9 protein-coding genes are annotated in these 15,402 nt (G+C 66.7%); 4 read left to right on the forward strand and 5 right to left on the reverse strand.

The window, feature by feature from the left end:
* Positions 1-42 precede the first annotated feature (42 nt).
* Both DLM85_RS07255 and DLM85_RS07260 read right to left on the reverse strand, forming a co-directional pair.
* Positions 43-2,895: an outer membrane beta-barrel family protein gene (locus DLM85_RS07255; RefSeq protein WP_111477370.1), complete on the reverse strand. Its 2,853-nt coding sequence runs from the start codon at positions 2,893-2,895 to the stop codon at positions 43-45.
* 271 nt (positions 2,896-3,166) lie between these two features.
* Positions 3,167-3,991 (reverse strand): GLPGLI family protein, encoded by an 825-nt coding sequence (locus tag DLM85_RS07260; protein ID WP_111477371.1) that lies wholly within the window; start codon positions 3,989-3,991, stop codon positions 3,167-3,169.
* A gap of 149 nt (positions 3,992-4,140) precedes the next feature.
* On the opposite strand from DLM85_RS07260, the gene DLM85_RS07265 reads away from it, so the two are divergent.
* The 4 genes from DLM85_RS07265 to DLM85_RS07280 all read left to right on the forward strand — a co-directional run bounded on the left by DLM85_RS07265 (position 4,141) and on the right by DLM85_RS07280 (position 10,994).
* Positions 4,141-5,577: a sensor histidine kinase gene (locus DLM85_RS07265; RefSeq protein ID WP_111477372.1), complete on the forward strand. Its 1,437-nt coding sequence runs from the start codon at positions 4,141-4,143 to the stop codon at positions 5,575-5,577.
* Positions 5,578-5,773: 196 nt separating this feature from the next.
* On the forward strand, positions 5,774-6,448 hold the full coding sequence (locus DLM85_RS07270; protein ID WP_111477373.1) for a response regulator transcription factor: 675 nt from the start codon (positions 5,774-5,776) through the stop codon (positions 6,446-6,448).
* Between the two features lie 272 nt (positions 6,449-6,720).
* Entirely contained in the window at positions 6,721-7,809 is a 1,089-nt protein-coding gene (locus tag DLM85_RS07275) for a porin (RefSeq protein WP_111477374.1), read from the forward strand.
* 149 nt (positions 7,810-7,958) lie between these two features.
* The gene (locus DLM85_RS07280; RefSeq protein WP_165822042.1) at positions 7,959-10,994 is read left to right on the forward strand and encodes a glycoside hydrolase family 2 TIM barrel-domain containing protein; all 3,036 of its coding nucleotides are present in this window, start codon (positions 7,959-7,961) and stop codon (positions 10,992-10,994) included.
* Positions 10,995-11,291: 297 nt separating this feature from the next.
* Here DLM85_RS07280 and DLM85_RS07285 read toward each other — a convergent pair whose 3' ends face one another.
* The 3 genes from DLM85_RS07285 to DLM85_RS07295 form a co-directional block, all read right to left on the reverse strand.
* Positions 11,292-12,119 (reverse strand): hypothetical protein, encoded by an 828-nt coding sequence (locus DLM85_RS07285; protein WP_111477375.1) that lies wholly within the window; start codon positions 12,117-12,119, stop codon positions 11,292-11,294.
* Between the two features lie 132 nt (positions 12,120-12,251).
* Complete coding sequence (locus DLM85_RS07290; protein ID WP_341537759.1) at positions 12,252-13,517, reverse strand: glycoside hydrolase family 88/105 protein; 1,266 nt, start codon at positions 13,515-13,517, stop codon at positions 12,252-12,254.
* 196 nt (positions 13,518-13,713) lie between these two features.
* Positions 13,714-15,375 carry a glycoside hydrolase family 28 protein gene (locus DLM85_RS07295; protein WP_111477376.1) on the reverse strand — a complete coding sequence of 554 codons (1,662 nt, stop codon included), beginning with the start codon at positions 15,373-15,375 and terminating at the stop codon, positions 13,714-13,716.
* Positions 15,376-15,402 lie beyond the last annotated feature (27 nt).

The following is a 15,402-nucleotide window of genomic DNA, read 5'->3' on the forward strand; positions in this document are numbered from 1 at the left end:
GCCGGGGCCGGGCCGGGGACGTGATACGGCTGCAGCCTCGGCTTACTTGCCGAAGCTGCGCACGTTGTAGCTGAAGCTCAGCATGAAGTAGCGGGTTAGCACCCGGCTGCGCACGTCTTCCAGGTAGGTATCGGTCACGTTGCGCACCACGCTGCGGTTTTGCCGGAGCAGGTCGTAGGCCTGCAGCTTCAGCTCCCCCTGCTTGTTGTTGAACAGCTGCCGGGCCAGCGCCACGTTCCAGAGGGCCACGCCCTGGTTGAAGCCCGCCGAGCGGCCGGCGTAGCGCGTCAGCCAGAGGTCGGAGCCGAGGGTGAAGCGGCCGGGCAGCTGGTAGAACACGTCGGCTTCCAGCTTCTGGCTCCAGTAGGCGGTGTTTTGCTGGGGCAGCAGGGAGTAGCGCGCGTCGAGGTAGGTCACGTTCAGGTCGAGGCCGAATTCCAGCTGGTCGTTGAAGGCCGTATTCACGCTCAGGCCCTGGCCCAGGCTCCAGTTGCGGGCTTGGTTCCACTGCTCGTTCACCAGGCTGCGGCCCTGGGTGAAGTTGCCGTTGGTGCTCAGGTTCACGTTCAGCTTGTGCCAGCCCAGGCGCTGCCCCAGCGACAGAAACCCGTTCAGCGTGCGGTAGCCGTCGGCGTTGACGGGCCGCGTGGTCTGCACGCCCTGGGCATCGAAGGCCGTCGAGGACACGATGCGGTCCTGCACCTGGGTGGCGCTGAGCAGGCCGAAGATGCTGCGGTTGCTGACGGCGTTGAACTGCTGGTAGGTGGCCGTGAGCGAGTGCAGGTACTCGGGGCGCAGCAGCGGGTTGCCGCGGCGCACGAACAGCGGGTTGGAGTTGTCGGTCACGGGCTGCAGCTGGGTGGCCGAGGGCGCCTGCAGGCGGGTGCGGTAGTTCAGGCGCAGGGTGCGGCCGCGGCTGCCGTTCCAGCTGAACATGGCGTTGGGCAGCAGGGTCTGGTAGCGGCGCGTGAAAGCCGAGTCGCGGCTTTGGTTGTCGACGCCAAGGCGGGCCTGCTGCGCGTCGAGGCCGAGGGCGTAGCCGTAGCGCAGGCGGCGCGTCTGCCAGGTCAGGCCGGCGCGGTGGGTCCGGAACTGGCTGCGGAAGCGGTTGCTCAGCCCCGGGTTCAGCCGGTCGTAGGCGCCGGTGGCGTCGTTGTAGTCGGTGGCGTCGCGGCGGGCCTGGCTGCGCGAGTCCGAGGCGTTGTAGTGCAGCTCCAGCTTCTGCTGCAAACTCAGCGGCTCCACGTAGGCCAGGTTCAGCGCCTGGGTGCGGGCGGGGTAGTCCTGGGCAATGCGCTGGTCGAGGCGGGCGCGGCGGGCCGGGCCGTCGGGGCTGAAAAAGGTGTTGTCGGCGCGGTTGAAGGCGGTGCCGTCCTGGCTGTTGAGCACCGCGCTCAGGTTGGCCGAAAGCGTGCGGCCGGCCTTGGAAAATTTGCGCATCAGCAGCAGGTTCCCGTTGCCCCAGGCGCTGCCGGCCGTGGCCTCGTAGCGGCTCAGGCTCTGGTTGAGCCGCTGCGCGCCCCGGGCCGTCTGCTGCCCGACGTTGCGCCATTGATCAGTGCTTTGCCACCAGAGCGCCGGCGTGAAGCGCAGCGAGGTCAGCGAGTCGAGCTTGTAGTCGAGGCGCAGGTTCAGGCGCTGGCTCAGGGTGCGGTTGCGGGCCGCGGTCGATTGGTCGGTCAGCAGGGCGGGCGCGGCTTCCTCGCCGGCGAGGCGGCCGGTGGCGTTTTCGCGGCGGCTGACCTGCTCAGTGCGCACGGTGCTGCGCGCGGCCAGGTAGCTGGTGGCCACTTCGGCGCGCCGGCCCCAGGCGTCGCGGTAGTTCAGCCCGCCGGTCAGGCTTTCGGTAATGCTGCTGGGCTGGTTGTTGGCGGCGCCCGCGCTGCTGCCGCGGCCGCCCTGCATTATCATCGGCCCGCCGCTGCTGCCGGGGCCGCCCACCCCACCGAAGCCACCGGGCAGGCTGCTGCCCGCATTGGCGCCGGGGCCGCCGCTCAGGTCGGCGGCGGCGGGTGCGCCATTGTCCGAGAAGCCGAGCTGGTTGACGTTGTTGGCCTGCCCGATGGCCGAAATCTGCCGGCCGTTGTTGAAGCGGTTCAGGCCCAGCTGGGCGCGGTAGCGGCCATCGGTACCCAGGCCCAGGCCTTCGGTCCCAAACCAGCCCTTGCGCTTGTCGCGCTTGGTCACCAGGTTGATGGTTTTCTGCTGCTGCCCGTCGTCGATGCCGCTGAACTGGGCCTGGTCGCCTTGCTGGTTGAACAGCTGCACCTGGTCGATGATGCCGGCGGGCAGGTTGCGGGTAGCCACCTTGGGGTCGTCGCCGAAGAAGGGCTTGCCGTCGACGAGCACGCGCTGCACCGGCTGGCCCTGGGCGCGGATGGTACCGTCGCGGTCGACCTGCACGCCGGGCAGCTTCCGGAGCAGCTGCTCCACCACGGCGTTGGGCTGGGTTTTAAAGGCGCGGGCGTTGAAGGCCACCGTGTCGCCCTGCACCGATACCGGGGCGCGCTCCTGCTCCACCACCACTTCGCCGAGCGTGTGGCTGGCAGCCCGCAGGCGCAGGGTGCCCAGCGCGGCCGCGGGCGCGGCGGCCGTGAGCTGCAGCGGCACCAGGCGGCTGCGGTAGCCCAGGAAGGTCAGCAGCAGATAGTAGCGGCCCGGGGCCACGCCGCGCAGGGTGAAGCGCCCGTCGCCGTCGGTGATGGTGAAGCTCAGGTACGACGAGTCGCGGGCCGCGAGCAACGACACCGAGGCCTCGCGCAGCACCTTGCCGCTGGCGCTGTCGGCCACGGCGCCGTGAATCTGGCCGGCGGCCGGGCGCGGGGCAGCGGGTTGTTGGGCCCGGGCCATAGCCGCACCCAGGCAGAAGAGCAGAAAGAGTAGAACGTAGCGCATAGGAGCCTCACCCCCCGGCCCCCTCTCCAAGGGGAGAGGGGGAGCCTGACGATGGCGTAGGGAGAATTGCGTCAGGGGTTGTGCTTGATGGGTTGGGCGCAGGAAGATTTGGCGCCGTTGGGGCCCGTGAATCGGGAAGCAGCGCCAGGCTGAGCTCCGCGAAGCATGACGCTGCTTCGTCAGACAGAAACTACTATCTGTAGAGATGCTTCGCGGAGCTCAGCATGCCCGTTCAAAAGGCATTGTCACCTTCCGCAGAGCCCAACTGAGCTTAGTTGCGGCCGCCGAAGTTTTCCATGGCGCGCTGGCGGAAGTCGGCGCGGGCTTTGTCGCGCAGGTCCTTCAGCTCCTCCGGCGACACTTTTTGGGCCCGGGCGCCGGGGCGCACGTCGGCTTCAGCCACGGCGGCTTTCAGGTCGACTTTGCTGGCCCGGAACTGCTCGTTGGCGCCTTCCACGGCCAGCACCACGCCCTTGTCGGGCGTCAGCTCGCGGATGGGCGAGTAGGTAAAGGGCAGCTCGGTGGTGACCCACACGGTGTAGGTTTCCTTGCGGAAGGGCACCGTGGCCTTGCGGCAGGTGTAGCCGGCAATTTTCTTGGTTTGCTCGGTCAACTGCCAGCCTTCGGTTTTGCTGATGGGCGCATCGGCGCGGTACTCGCTGGCTTTGTCGTCCTTTTTCACCGTCAGCACGGTGGCGGCGGTGCGGTCCTTGAGGTTCAGATAAGTGCTTTCCTCAAAGGGCCGGCCGAGGTTGGTGGTCTGCGGGGCGCGGCCGCCGCCGGCGCCCCCCGGGCCGCCGGGCCCGTCGACGGTGCGAATCATCAGGCCGCCGCCTTCCTGGGTTTCCTTGGCGTAGTCGCCGGCGAAGCTCAGCGTCTGGGCGAAGGTGCGCACGTCGGGAATGTCGGCGGGGAAGTCGGGGGAGCCGGGGCGCAGCTCCTGGCCATTGATGACCACGCGCAGCTGGCTGGGGTCGATGCGGCGGGAGGCTTCGTAGCTGATGCGGCCGGCCGACTGGGCGCGCAGGTGCTGAAAGGCGCTCAGGCCGGTGACGAGCAGCAGGGCGAGGAAGAGGATGGTGAGCAGGGCTTTCATGGCGGGCAGTGGTTGCAGTGAGTTGACGCTTGCAAAGCACCGGCATCGGCCTGTAAAGCACTGTTATCTTGTGTTAAAGAGTGTTAACGCCGCCGCCCCGGCCCGGCCGGGGTCGTATTTTCGCCGGGCACTTCCCTCCCACTCCGCCCATGAAACGCCGCATCCGCACCATCTTCTGGCTTCTGGCGGCCTGCATCCTGGGCATCAACGGCTTCCAGGCCTACTGGCTCTACACCACCTACCAGCTCAGCCGCACGCAGTTTGAGCGCACCACCACCGAAGCCCTGCAGGCCGTGGTATTCCGGCAGCAGGCGGCGCAGCTGCAGCAGCAGTTTGCCCGCGCCGGGCTGACGCAGTTTCAGCTCCGCATCAACGACGCCAGCATGTCGGTGCGGGCCGCGACGCCCAAGACCGGCGCCAACCGCGTCATCGTGCTGTCTGGCGCGGCGGATACGGCCGCGCCGGTGCCGCGCCTGGAGCGCATCATCGTGCGTAACCACCACCGGGATTCCGCCGCCGGCGCCCGGCGGCTCGGGGTGCTGCGCGCCGCAGCCGCCACGCCGCCCGAAGTAAACCTGCGCCAGCTCGGGCGCGACTACCGCGCCGAGCTGCGCCGCCGCGACACCGAAGCCGATTTCGTGCTCGACACCGTGAGCCTGCTGCGCCCCACCGCGGGCCGGGGCCCGGTGCTCGACGTGCCGGCCACCCACTCGCTGCGCACCAGGCCGGTGCCGCTCGGCGCGCTGAACGTGGGCGGCGGCTGGCAGGTGCAGGCCGGGCTGCGGCCCCCCACCTTCTACCTGCTGCGCCGCATGGGCGGGCTGCTGGCCGGCTCGGTGCTGCTGCTGGGCCTCACCACCGGCTGCTTCGCCCTGATGCTGAACACAATTCTGCGCCAGAAAAAGCTGGCCGACGTGAAAAACGACTTCATCAACAACATGACCCACGAGCTGAAAACGCCGCTGGCCACGGTGTCGGCCGCCGTGGAGGCCATGCAGCACTTCGGCGCGCTCAACGACCCGCAGAAAACCCAGACCTACCTGAGCATTTCGCAGGGCGAGCTGCAGCGGCTGTCGGACCTAGTGGAGAAGGTGCTCCACATTGCCGTGGAAGAGCGGCAGGCCCTGCAGCTCCATCTGGAGCCGGTGCACCCCGCCGCGCTGGTGCAGGAGCTGGTGCAGCGCCAGCAGCTGAAGGCCCCCAAGCCGGTGCAGTTTCAGGTCGACATCGAGCCCGCGGACGTGGTGCCGCTCGACGCGCTGCACCTGGGCAACGTCATCAACAACCTTATCGACAACGCCATCAAGTACTCCCGCGAGCAGGTGACCATCCGCCTGCGCGGCCGCCGCGACGAAACCGGCTGGCGCCTCACCGTGCAGGACGACGGCATCGGCATCCCGAAAAGCTACCAGGAGGCCATCTTCGACCGGTTTTTCCGCGTGCCCACCGGCAACCTGCACCCCGTCAAAGGTTTCGGCCTGGGCCTCTACTACGTGCGCCAGGTGGTGGAGCGCCACGGCGGCCACATCGCCGTGCGCAGCGAGCCAAACCGCGGCAGCGAGTTTTCGTTGTGGCTGCCGGTTTGAGACAGAAAATACGATTGCACGTCATTCCGAGCGAAGTCGAAGAATCTCGCGTGCTGATGCGAGATACTAATTTCAACGAATCAGTGGATGCTTCGGCTGCGCGGACGCCAGAAGGAGCATGACAATACTCTTGGCCGTCACCACGCGAGATTCCTCGGCCTTGCTCGAAATGACGTGCAAATCCCCAAACAGCCATATGCCCTCCATCCTCCTCATCGAAGACGAGCCCGCCCTGGGCATGATTGTGAAAGACAGCCTGGAGGTGCGTGGCTTCGCGGTGCGCTACGCGGCCGACGGGCAGGAGGGGCTGGAGCTGTTTCGGCAGCAGTGCCCCGACATTGTGGTGGCCGACGTGATGATGCCCCGGCTCGACGGCTTTTCGCTGGCCGAAATCATCCGGCGCGAGAATCCCGGGGTGCCCATCATCTTCCTCACGGCCCGCTCGCAGCCCGCCGACGTGGTGCGCGGCTTCGAGCTCGGCGGCTCCGACTACCTGAAGAAACCCTTCAGCATGGACGAGCTGATTGTGCGCATCCGGGCGCGGCTGGGGGCGGCCGCGGCCACCCCGGCGCCCGCGGGCGTGCTGACGCTGGGCCAGTACCAGTTCGACCACCCCAAGCAGCGCCTGCACCGGCAGGGCCAGGAAGAGCAGCTTACCCACCGCGAAGCCGAGCTGCTCAAGCGCCTTTACGACCAGCGCAACCAGGTGCTGGAGCGCACCACCGTGCTGCGCGAGCTGTGGGGCGACGACAACTTTTTCAACGGCCGCAGCCTCGACGTGTTCATCACCCGCCTGCGCCGCTACCTCAAGGACGACCCGCAGGTGCAGATTGTGAACGTGCGCGGCATCGGCTACAAGCTGATGCTGTAACGGCCGGCCCGCGGCTCGCGCTGCGGGGTTCCGCCGCCCGTTTTCGGTCCGACGACTTCCCGAGCCGCTTTGCCGTATTGGCAAAGCGGCTTTTTCATTTTGGCAATTACCATGGCCTGACACGACCACATACAAACGATTGTCATTTGACCATCAGGCAATTACCACCCAATTTAATTCCTCGCGTCCCTTCGGCTCGCAATTTGGCATTCCGAATCGACACCATCTGCCGCGCCTGACCAAATCGGTTTCCCGCGCTGCCTTTTCCTTCGATGAAAGCACTGCTGCTTGTCGCCCTGACGGCGACGCTGGCCGTTCCGGCCGCCGCCCAGACGCCCGCCGATTCCGCCGCCCCGCGCCCGCTCACCGTCTACGGCTTCGTCGACGGCTACTACGGCTACGACTTCACGGGCCGCAGCCAGACGCGCCCGGCTTTTCTCTATGCCCACCACCGCGCCAACGAGTTTGCCCTCAACAACGCCGTGCTCGGCGCCCGCTACGACGACGGGCGGGTGCGCGGGGCCCTGGGCCTGCACGCGGGCACCTACGTGGAGGCCAACTACGCCAATGAGCCCGCCGCCCTGCGCCCCGTCTACGAAGCCTACGCGGGCTTCCGGCCCTTCGCCAAGGCCTGGCTCGACGTGGGCATTTTTCCCTCGCACCTCGGGTTTGAGTCAGCGCTGAGCAAGGACAACTGGACGCTGACGCGCTCCATCATGGCCGAAAACTCGCCCTACTACGAGGCCGGCGCCCGCCTCAGCTACGAGGCCTCGCCGAAGCTGACGGTGACCGGGCTGGTGCTCAACGGCTGGCAGAACCTGCGCGACACCAACCGCGCCAAGGCCCTGGGCACCCAGCTGCAGTGGAAGCCCACGGCCAAGCTGCTCGTCAACAGCAGCACCTTCTACGGCAACGAGCAGCCCCGGGACTCCACCCGCCGCCGGCGCTTCTTCCACGACTTCTACCTCAGCTACGCCGCCACCGACCGGCTCAGCCTGGCCGCCGTGTTCGACGTGGGTGCCCAGCAACGCCCGGCGAGCCAGCGCGGCGCCGATACCTGGCACGCCGGCGCGGCCCTGCTGCGCTACCAGCTCACCGATAAATGGGCCGCCGCCGCCCGCTACGAGTACTACCGGGCCCGGCGCGGCGTCATCATCCGCAGCATCTCCCCCGCCCCGGCCGATGCGGACTTCAACCTCGGCGGGGCCTCGCTGAACCTCGACTACGCGCCCACCGCTCACGTGCTGGTGCGCGTGGAGGGCCGGGCCCTGCGCAGCCGCCAAGCGCCCTTCCGGACCGATGCGGACCGCCCCACCACCCGCTACGCCAACGTGACGAGCAGCGTGGCGCTGAGCTTCTGAGAAGTTAGGAGTGGATAGCGTTGTGGGACTTGGGTTGCGGATTTGCACGACATTCTACCTCCTGGCTCCTTCCACAAGCAGGAAGCTACAGGTCGCCGGCGCGGCGGGCGTTGGCTATGTTAGGCGCGCCAACCCACTTCCCGCCCCGCATGTCCTCGTTACTTACCCGCTGCCTGTGTGCCCTGTGGCTGCTCGGCGGCTTCGCGGCCCGGGCCCAGCCCGCCGCCCCCACCCGGCAGACGCAGTACCTCTCGGGCCGCGACAAGGACCGCACCGTGGCCTGGGACTTCTACTGCACCGGCGGGCGGCAAAGCGGCGTCTGGACCACCATTCAGGTGCCCTCGTGCTGGGAGCAGCAGGGCTTCGGCAGCTACAACTACGGCCGCGACTACAAAACCTACGGCAAGAATTTCCGCTTCGCCGACGAGCAGGGCCGCTACCGGCACGCGTTCCGCACGCCCCCGGACTGGCAGCAGCGGCGGGTGTTTATCGTGTTCGAAGGCTCGATGACCGACACCGAGGTGAAGGTGAACGGGCAACTGGCCGGGCCTACGCACCGGGGCGCGTTCTACGAGTTTCGCTACGACATCACCGACAAGCTGCGGCCCGCCGGCCAGCCTAATCTGCTGGAAGTCACGGTGAGCAAGATGTCGGCCGATAAGTCGGTGAATAATGCCGAGCGGCTGGCCGACTACTGGGTGTTCGGCGGCATTTTCCGGCCGGTGAAGCTGGAGGCGTTTCCCGAGCAGTTCATCCCCCGCCTGGCCGTGGATGCCCGCGCCGACGGCTCCTTTGCCCTGAACGTATTCGTGCGCGGGCTGCGGCAGGCCACCGAAGTGCAGGCCGACATCCTCGACGCCGACGGGAAGACGGTGGGCTCGGCGCGGGGCATGGCCCAGGCGGGTGATACGCTCGTTAACGTCAAAACCACCGTCAGCCAGCCGCGGCTGTGGACTTCGGAAACGCCCAATCTGTACCGCACCCGCGTGAGCTTGCGGGCCGGCGGGCAGCCGCTGTACCAGACCGAGGAGCGGTTCGGCTTCCGCACCATCGAAATCCGGCGCGGGCGGGGCATTTTCGTCAACGGCACGCAGGTAAAGCTCAAGGGCACCAACCGCCACAGCTGGTGGCCCGAAACCGGCCGCACCCTCAGCGACGCCATCCATCTGCAGGACGTGCGGCTCATCAAGGAGATGAACATGAACGCGGTGCGCATGTCGCACTACCCGCCCGACCGGCGCTTTTTGGAGCTCTGCGACTCGCTCGGCCTGTACGTGCTCGACGAGCTGGCCGGCTGGCAGAAGGCCTACTCGACCCCGGCCGGGGCGCCGCTGGTGCGCGAGATGGTGCAGCGCGACGCGAATCACCCGAGCATTCTGTTCTGGAGCAACGGCAACGAGGGCGGCACCAACAAGGAGCTGGACGATGACTTTGGCCTTTACGACCTCTCGCAGCGGCCCGTCATCCACGCCCACCACCGCCCCGGCAACCAGCACAACGGCATCGACACCAACCACTACGAGAACTTCTACAGCTCGCAGAAACTCCTGGCCGACTCGCTGATCTACATGCCCACCGAGTTTCTGCACTGCCAGGACGACGGCGGCGGGGCGGCCGGGCTGCAGGACATCTGGGAGCTGCACTGGCAGGCCCCGCGCTCCGGCGGCGGCTTCCTCTGGGCCCTGGTCGACGAGGGCCTGGTGCGCACCGACCAGCGCGGCATCATCGACGTGAACGGGGTGAATGCGCCCGACGGCGTGCTGGGCCCGCACCGCGAAAAGGAAGGCAGCTTCTTCGCCATCCGGGAAATCTTCGCGCCGATTCGAGTGCGCGTGGCCGGGGCAGCGCAAGCCAATAAGAAAACCGCGAAACGCAGCAAGCCGCCCAAGGCCGCAGCAGGCACAACCTCCCCGGCTTCAGCTGCTGCGGCTCCACCTGAGCCAGCGGCGGCGACTCAGCAAACGGCCGGCGGTTCGGCCCCGGCTGCCACTCCGCCGACCGAGCTGCCGGCCGATTTCCGGGGCGTTATCGAGGTCGAAAACCGCTACCACTTCCTGAACCTGCGCCAGTGCTTTTTCCAGTGGGAGCTGGTGAACTTCCGCCAGCCCGGCGACGCGTTCAGCGGCCACGTGACCCGGCAGCGCGGCCGGGCCGCCAGTCCCGATGTGGCCCCGCTGGCCCGGGGCCAATTGAAGCTGGAACTGCCCAAAGATTGGCGGCGCTACGACGCGCTGCAGCTGGCCGCCTTCGATGCGCAGAAGAACCTGGTGTACCGCTGGACCTGGCGCACCGGCCCCGCCCGCCAGGCCCTGGCCGGCCTCGTGACGCTGGCCGCCGGGCCGCAGCCGATAGAAGCCACCGAAACCGATTCCACCCTCACGCTCAAGGCCGCGGGCATCACGGTGGGCTGGAACCGGCAGACCGGCCGCCTCACCGGGCTGCGCGGCAACAACGGCGACAAGCTCAGCTTCGGCGGCGGCCCGTTGCTGGTGAGCGGCGCGGCCACCTTCCAGGGCCTCACGCGCCGCTCGGAGCCCGACGGCGAAGTGGTGGAAGCGCGGTACGCCGGCGACCTGCGCGCCGTGCGCTGGAAGCTCTACGGCTCGGGCTGGCTGCAACTCGATTATGAGTACGCCGCCGCGGGCGACCTGCCCTTTGCCGGCCTCTCGTTCCGCTACCCCGAAAACTACGTGCTCGGCGCCCGGTGGCTGGGCCGGGGCCCCTACCGCGTCTGGAAAAACCGCCCCCAGGGCGTCACGCTCGATACCTGGGAAAACGCCTACAACAACACCCAGACCGGCGCCGCCCCCTGGCTGTACCCCGAGTTCAAGGGCTACTTCGCCGACATCAGCTGGCTGGAGCTGAACACGGTGGAAGGCAAGTTCCTCGTCGCCACCCCCGACCCGGGGCTGTACGTGCGCCTCTTCGACTTCTACGGCCTCTCCGGCGTGCAGCCCCACCCCGGGCTGCCCGTGGGCAACCTCTCCTTTCTCGATGCCATTCCGCCCCTGGGCACCAAACTGGCCCTGAACATCGACGCCAACACGGCCGCCCTCGGCCCGCAGAGTGAGCTGAATCACCTGAGCGGGACGCGCCGCCGCACTTTGTACTTCTTCTTCGGCCTGCCCCCGGTCAGCAGCACGCCCCAGCCCTACACTGCCCCGGCCAAGGACGACTTGTTTTAAGGCGGTAGTACTGGCGGTCATTGCCGCGCTTCGCTCGCAATGACCACCAGTGCTACCGCACCAAAATACTTACGGCTCAAAAACAGCCGCGCCCGAAACTGCAGTTTCGGGCGCGGCTGCTTGTCTGGTCAGCTCATTGGTCTGAACCGATGGTGCGTGCTGCCAGGGTTAGCGGTTGGCACGTTGGCCAGGACCGATTGGCTACGCCTTCCTCGGTTGCCGCGCCTGACTACGTCGACCTTCGCTTCGCTCGCAATGACAGCGGGGTGAACCGGGGCATGCGGGGGCAGCCCCGGGCTACTGCAGCTTCGGCTGCGGCTTGGGGCTCTGCATGTAGCCGGCCGGCACCTTCTGGGCCGCGGCAATATTGCTGAGCCGGCGGCCGTCTTTGCCGTCCGAGCGGTTGGCGGCGAGCAGGATGCGGCCGTAGGGGCGGTAGTCGCTCCACTGGCGGCGGAAGCTGGGCGCGGCGTCGGCGGCGTTGCGGTAGAAGGCCCACTCCTCCACCAGGTACGTGCGCGGGCTGATGAGCAGCTCGTAGCGGTTGTTAGGCGTCACGCCCACGTTTTCGAAGGTCATTTCCACCACCCGGGCCGGGCTGCCCTGCACGGTGTTGCCGGTGCCCTTATAGACGAGCTTCACGCCCGAGTCCTTGAGCTTGAAGGGCATCAGCAGCCACCAGGAGTTGTTGGCCCAGGTGGCGTACATGTTGGTGAGCAGCTTTTTGCCCTCCTCGGTTTCGCTGATGTCCTGCCCGGCGCGGTAGGCCTTGCCCGTGCGCGAGTTCAGGTTGCCGGTCAGCACCAGGTCGCCCTTCTGCCAGCGGAAGTCGTTGGTTTGCTTGTCCCACACCTGGTACTGCTCGCCGAAAAACTCCCAGCCGATGAAGCGGGTCTTCTGCCAGGCATCGTAGCCGCCCATGGCCTGCATCACGCTGTCGGCCAGGGCCACGGCGCGGGCGTCGGAGCCGATCTGGTTGAAGTCCTTGCCGGCCGGGTACGCGGTGACCTTGCCGAGCTTGCTTTGGGCCCAGGCCGGGCGAGCGGGGCTCAGCAGCGCCAGCGCCCCGAACATCAGCAGGCAGCCGGGGCGCAAGGGCAGCAGGTGAGAAAGAAGCGGCATCATCGTCATATGTGCGGGGAAAAGAGGGACAAACGCGCGTACGAAAAAATGCCCGCGGCAGCTAAACGGCCGGGCCGAGCGGCGGAAAATTGCCCCTCGGCCCGGCCGCTCGGGCAAGCTGCGCGGCTCCGGCCGCTATTTTTTTCCGGCCATTTCCATTTCGATGCTGGCCATGATAAACGGCCCCACACCCTTGAAGTCGTTCTGCTTGATGGGCTCCGAGAGGTAGTACTCGTAGCTGCCGTCGCGGTAGGGGTTGCCGCCCAGGCCGCCCACGCTCACCGTGCCGTTCAGGGCCACCGTGCCGTCGGGCTGGGGCGCCACAAACTGCTGGAGTACGCCCTGGTAGCCCTTCTGAGCCACGGCGGCGTACTGTTTATCGAGGTAGCCCATTCGCACGCCTTTCTGCAGGGCGTAGACGAACATGCAGGTGCCGGAGGTTTCAATGTAGTTGCCGGCTCGGCCAGCCTGGTCCGTCACCTGCCACCAGCCGCCGGTTTTCGGGTCCTGGTACCTGGCCAGCACCGGCGCCAGGCGCTGCAGGTAGCTGATCAGGTTCTTGCGCTGGGGGTGGTCCTTGGGAAAGTAGTCGAGCACGTCGACCAGGGCCATGCCGTACCAGCCGATGCCGCGGCTCCAGAAGTTGGGCGAGAGGCCGGTTTCCTTGTTGGCCCACTTCTCGGTTTTGGCTTCGTCCCAGCCGTGGTAAAGCAAGCCGGTTTTGGGGTCGACCAGGTGCTTTTCCACCAGCGCAAACTGCAGGGCCACGTGGTCGAAATCCTTGGGCTGGTTGAAGAGTTTGGCGTATTCGGCGGAAAACGGCTCGGCCATGTAGAGGCCATCGAGCCACATCTGGTTCTGGTAGCGCTTCTTGTGCCAGTAGCCGCCCTCGGAGGTGTGGGGCTGGTTTTCGAGCTGCAGGCGCAGGGTTTCGGCGGCCTTGCGGTACAGCGCGCGGCGCGGCAGCTGCGGCTGCTGGTACAAAGTCAGCAGCACCCGCCCGGCGTTGATGTTGTCGAGGTTGTAGTCCTCCATCTTGAAGTAGCGGATGCTCGCGTCCGGGCCGATGGAGTAATCCATGGTCTTGACCACGTAATCCAGGTACTTCCGCTCCCCGGTGCGCTGCCAGGTGCGCTCCAGGGCCTTGAGCATCAGCCCGTGCTCGTAGCCCCAGCGGGCGGCGCGGTTGCGCTCCGGCGGAACGGTGTCGGGGTAGAGCTTCATAAATGAGTCGGCCATGCGCTGCGACCAGGGCAAGGCGGCGGCCACGGCGGGCGGGCGGGCGGCGGCCGGCTTGGCGGGCGCGGCCGTTTTGGTTTTGACCTTGACTTTACTTTGGGCCACGGCCAGCGGACCGGTCAGGGCCAGGCCGGCCAGCAGCAAAAACGAGTAAACACGCATAGGAAAATCAGCAGAAAGTCAGAGAAAGGAAATGCCGTCAGCAAGATTACCAGCGGCGGCTACCAGCGGCGTCATGTGCTGTCATGTTCCACAAAGCGGGTGATTGGTAACAGAGGTTACGGGTTGAAGGCCGGTAGTAATTGAAGCCATAATGGTAAGCTCACTGACCAATCTGGCTTAATCACGCTGCAGCCGGCTACTTTTTCGCCACGCTGACGGCTTTTTTCTTCACCCCGGTGCCGACTTCCACCGGCAGCTTGGCCTGCGTTACATCGGTATTGCTGAGCTTGATATCCTTGGCTTTATCAGCGCCGGAGGCGCGCAGCAGCACCGCCGCGCCGGGCTGGTACTTGATGCCGTCGAGCGTGATGTTCTGGCTGTTGTGCACTTCCATCACCGGGTCGGTATTCTTGCTGAGCAGGCTCACGTTTTTGAGGCTGATGCGGTTGGCTTCGATGCAGACCAAGCCTTTATCGGCCTGCAGCACGGCGTTTTCCAGGCTGATGTCTTCGATGGCGCGCTCGGGCAGGCCGCGCACCAGCATGGCGGTGCGGGCGCCGTTGCAGGTCACGTTGCGCATGGAAATCTTGCGGAAAGCCGGCGTGCCCTCCCCCACCGGCTGGGCGGGCGACACGGGCCTTTCCTTGGAGCCGGCCACCTGCGGCGTGGGGTCCTTGATCATGTAGTACATGTCGAAGAGAATGGCCTCGCCGGGAATGTCCTTCATGTCCACGTTCTCGATGAATATGTTTTCCACCACCCCGCCGCGGCCCCGCGTGGTCTTGAAGCGCAGCCCGATGTCGGTGCCGATGAAGGTCAGGTTCTGCACCCAGATGTTGCGCGCCCCGCCCGACATTTCCGAGCCAATGACGAAGCCGCCGTGCCCGCGGTACACCGTGCAGTTGCGCACCAGGATGTTTTCGGTGGGCAGGGCCCGCTGCCGCCCCTGCTCGTTGCGCCCTGATTTGATGCAGATGGCGTCGTCGCCCGCGCTGAAGGTGCAGTTTTCCACCAAGCCGCGGTTGATGGATTCCAGATCCAGCGCGTCGGTGTTGGGCGTGTAGGGCCCGTTGAGCACCGATACGCCGCGCACCACCACGTCCTGGCTCATCATCGGGTGAATGGTCCAGGCCGGGGAGTTCTGGAAGGTTACGCCCTCCAGCAGAATCCGCTTGCAGCCGTCGAGCACCAGGAAATCGGGCCGCAGGTAGTCCTTGATTTCCTCGAAGTCCTTGACCTCCTTTTTCTCCTCGGTGATGACGCCCGCCTCCTTCACCTTGGTGCCGGCCAGCGACTGCGCCGACGGGTACCACCTGTCCTGCTTCTCGTTCAGCACGCCGCCCGAGGCCACCAGCTGCTTCCACTCGCCCTCCGGCGTGCGGCCCTTCTGCACCATCCACCAGGCTTCCCCGGCCCCGTCGAGGATGCCGCGGCCGGTAATGGCCACGTTTTCCAGGTTCTGGCCGTAAATCAGCGCCTGGTTGCGCACGGCGGCCAGGCCTTCCCAGTTGGTTTTGATGAGCGGGTAGTCGGCGCGGTTGGCCGAAAACTGCAGCAGCGCGCCCAGCGCCAGGTGCAGGTTGACGTTGGAGCGCATGGTCAGCCCCGCCGTGCGCCAGTGCCCGCGCGGCACCAGCACCACGCCCCCGCCCTGCTGCCCGCAGGCGTCAATGGCCTGCTGCAGGGCCTGGGTGCTTGGCGTGAGGCCGTCGGGTACGGCGCCGTACTTGGTGATGTTGAAGGTATCCGGGCGAAACTCGGTCGGGTTGACCTTGGGCAGATTCGGGGTGAACGACTGAGCAGCGGCGGGCAGGCCGGCTGAAACCAGCAGCGCGAGGATGGGCAGGTAGTTGGTCATGAAGTAGCGCTAGGGCTTGAAACCAGC

Source organism: Hymenobacter edaphi (assembly GCF_003258365.1).
GTDB lineage: Bacteria > Bacteroidota > Bacteroidia > Cytophagales > Hymenobacteraceae > Solirubrum > Solirubrum edaphi.

Coding starts and splice junctions, on each gene's coding strand:
- DLM85_RS07290 (WP_341537759.1), bottom strand. CDS start 13,517: ATGCGTGTTTACTCGTTTTTGCTGCTGGCCGGCCTGGCCCTGACCGGT.
- DLM85_RS07295 (WP_111477376.1), bottom strand. CDS start 15,375: ATGACCAACTACCTGCCCATCCTCGCGCTGCTGGTTTCAGCCGGCCTG.
- DLM85_RS07275 (WP_111477374.1), top strand. CDS start 6,721: ATGAAAGCACTGCTGCTTGTCGCCCTGACGGCGACGCTGGCCGTTCCG.
- DLM85_RS07260 (WP_111477371.1), bottom strand. CDS start 3,991: ATGAAAGCCCTGCTCACCATCCTCTTCCTCGCCCTGCTGCTCGTCACC.
- DLM85_RS07265 (WP_111477372.1), top strand. CDS start 4,141: ATGAAACGCCGCATCCGCACCATCTTCTGGCTTCTGGCGGCCTGCATC.
- DLM85_RS07270 (WP_111477373.1), top strand. CDS start 5,774: ATGCCCTCCATCCTCCTCATCGAAGACGAGCCCGCCCTGGGCATGATT.
- DLM85_RS07255 (WP_111477370.1), bottom strand. CDS start 2,895: ATGCGCTACGTTCTACTCTTTCTGCTCTTCTGCCTGGGTGCGGCTATG.
- DLM85_RS07285 (WP_111477375.1), bottom strand. CDS start 12,119: ATGATGCCGCTTCTTTCTCACCTGCTGCCCTTGCGCCCCGGCTGCCTG.
- DLM85_RS07280 (WP_165822042.1), top strand. CDS start 7,959: ATGTCCTCGTTACTTACCCGCTGCCTGTGTGCCCTGTGGCTGCTCGGC.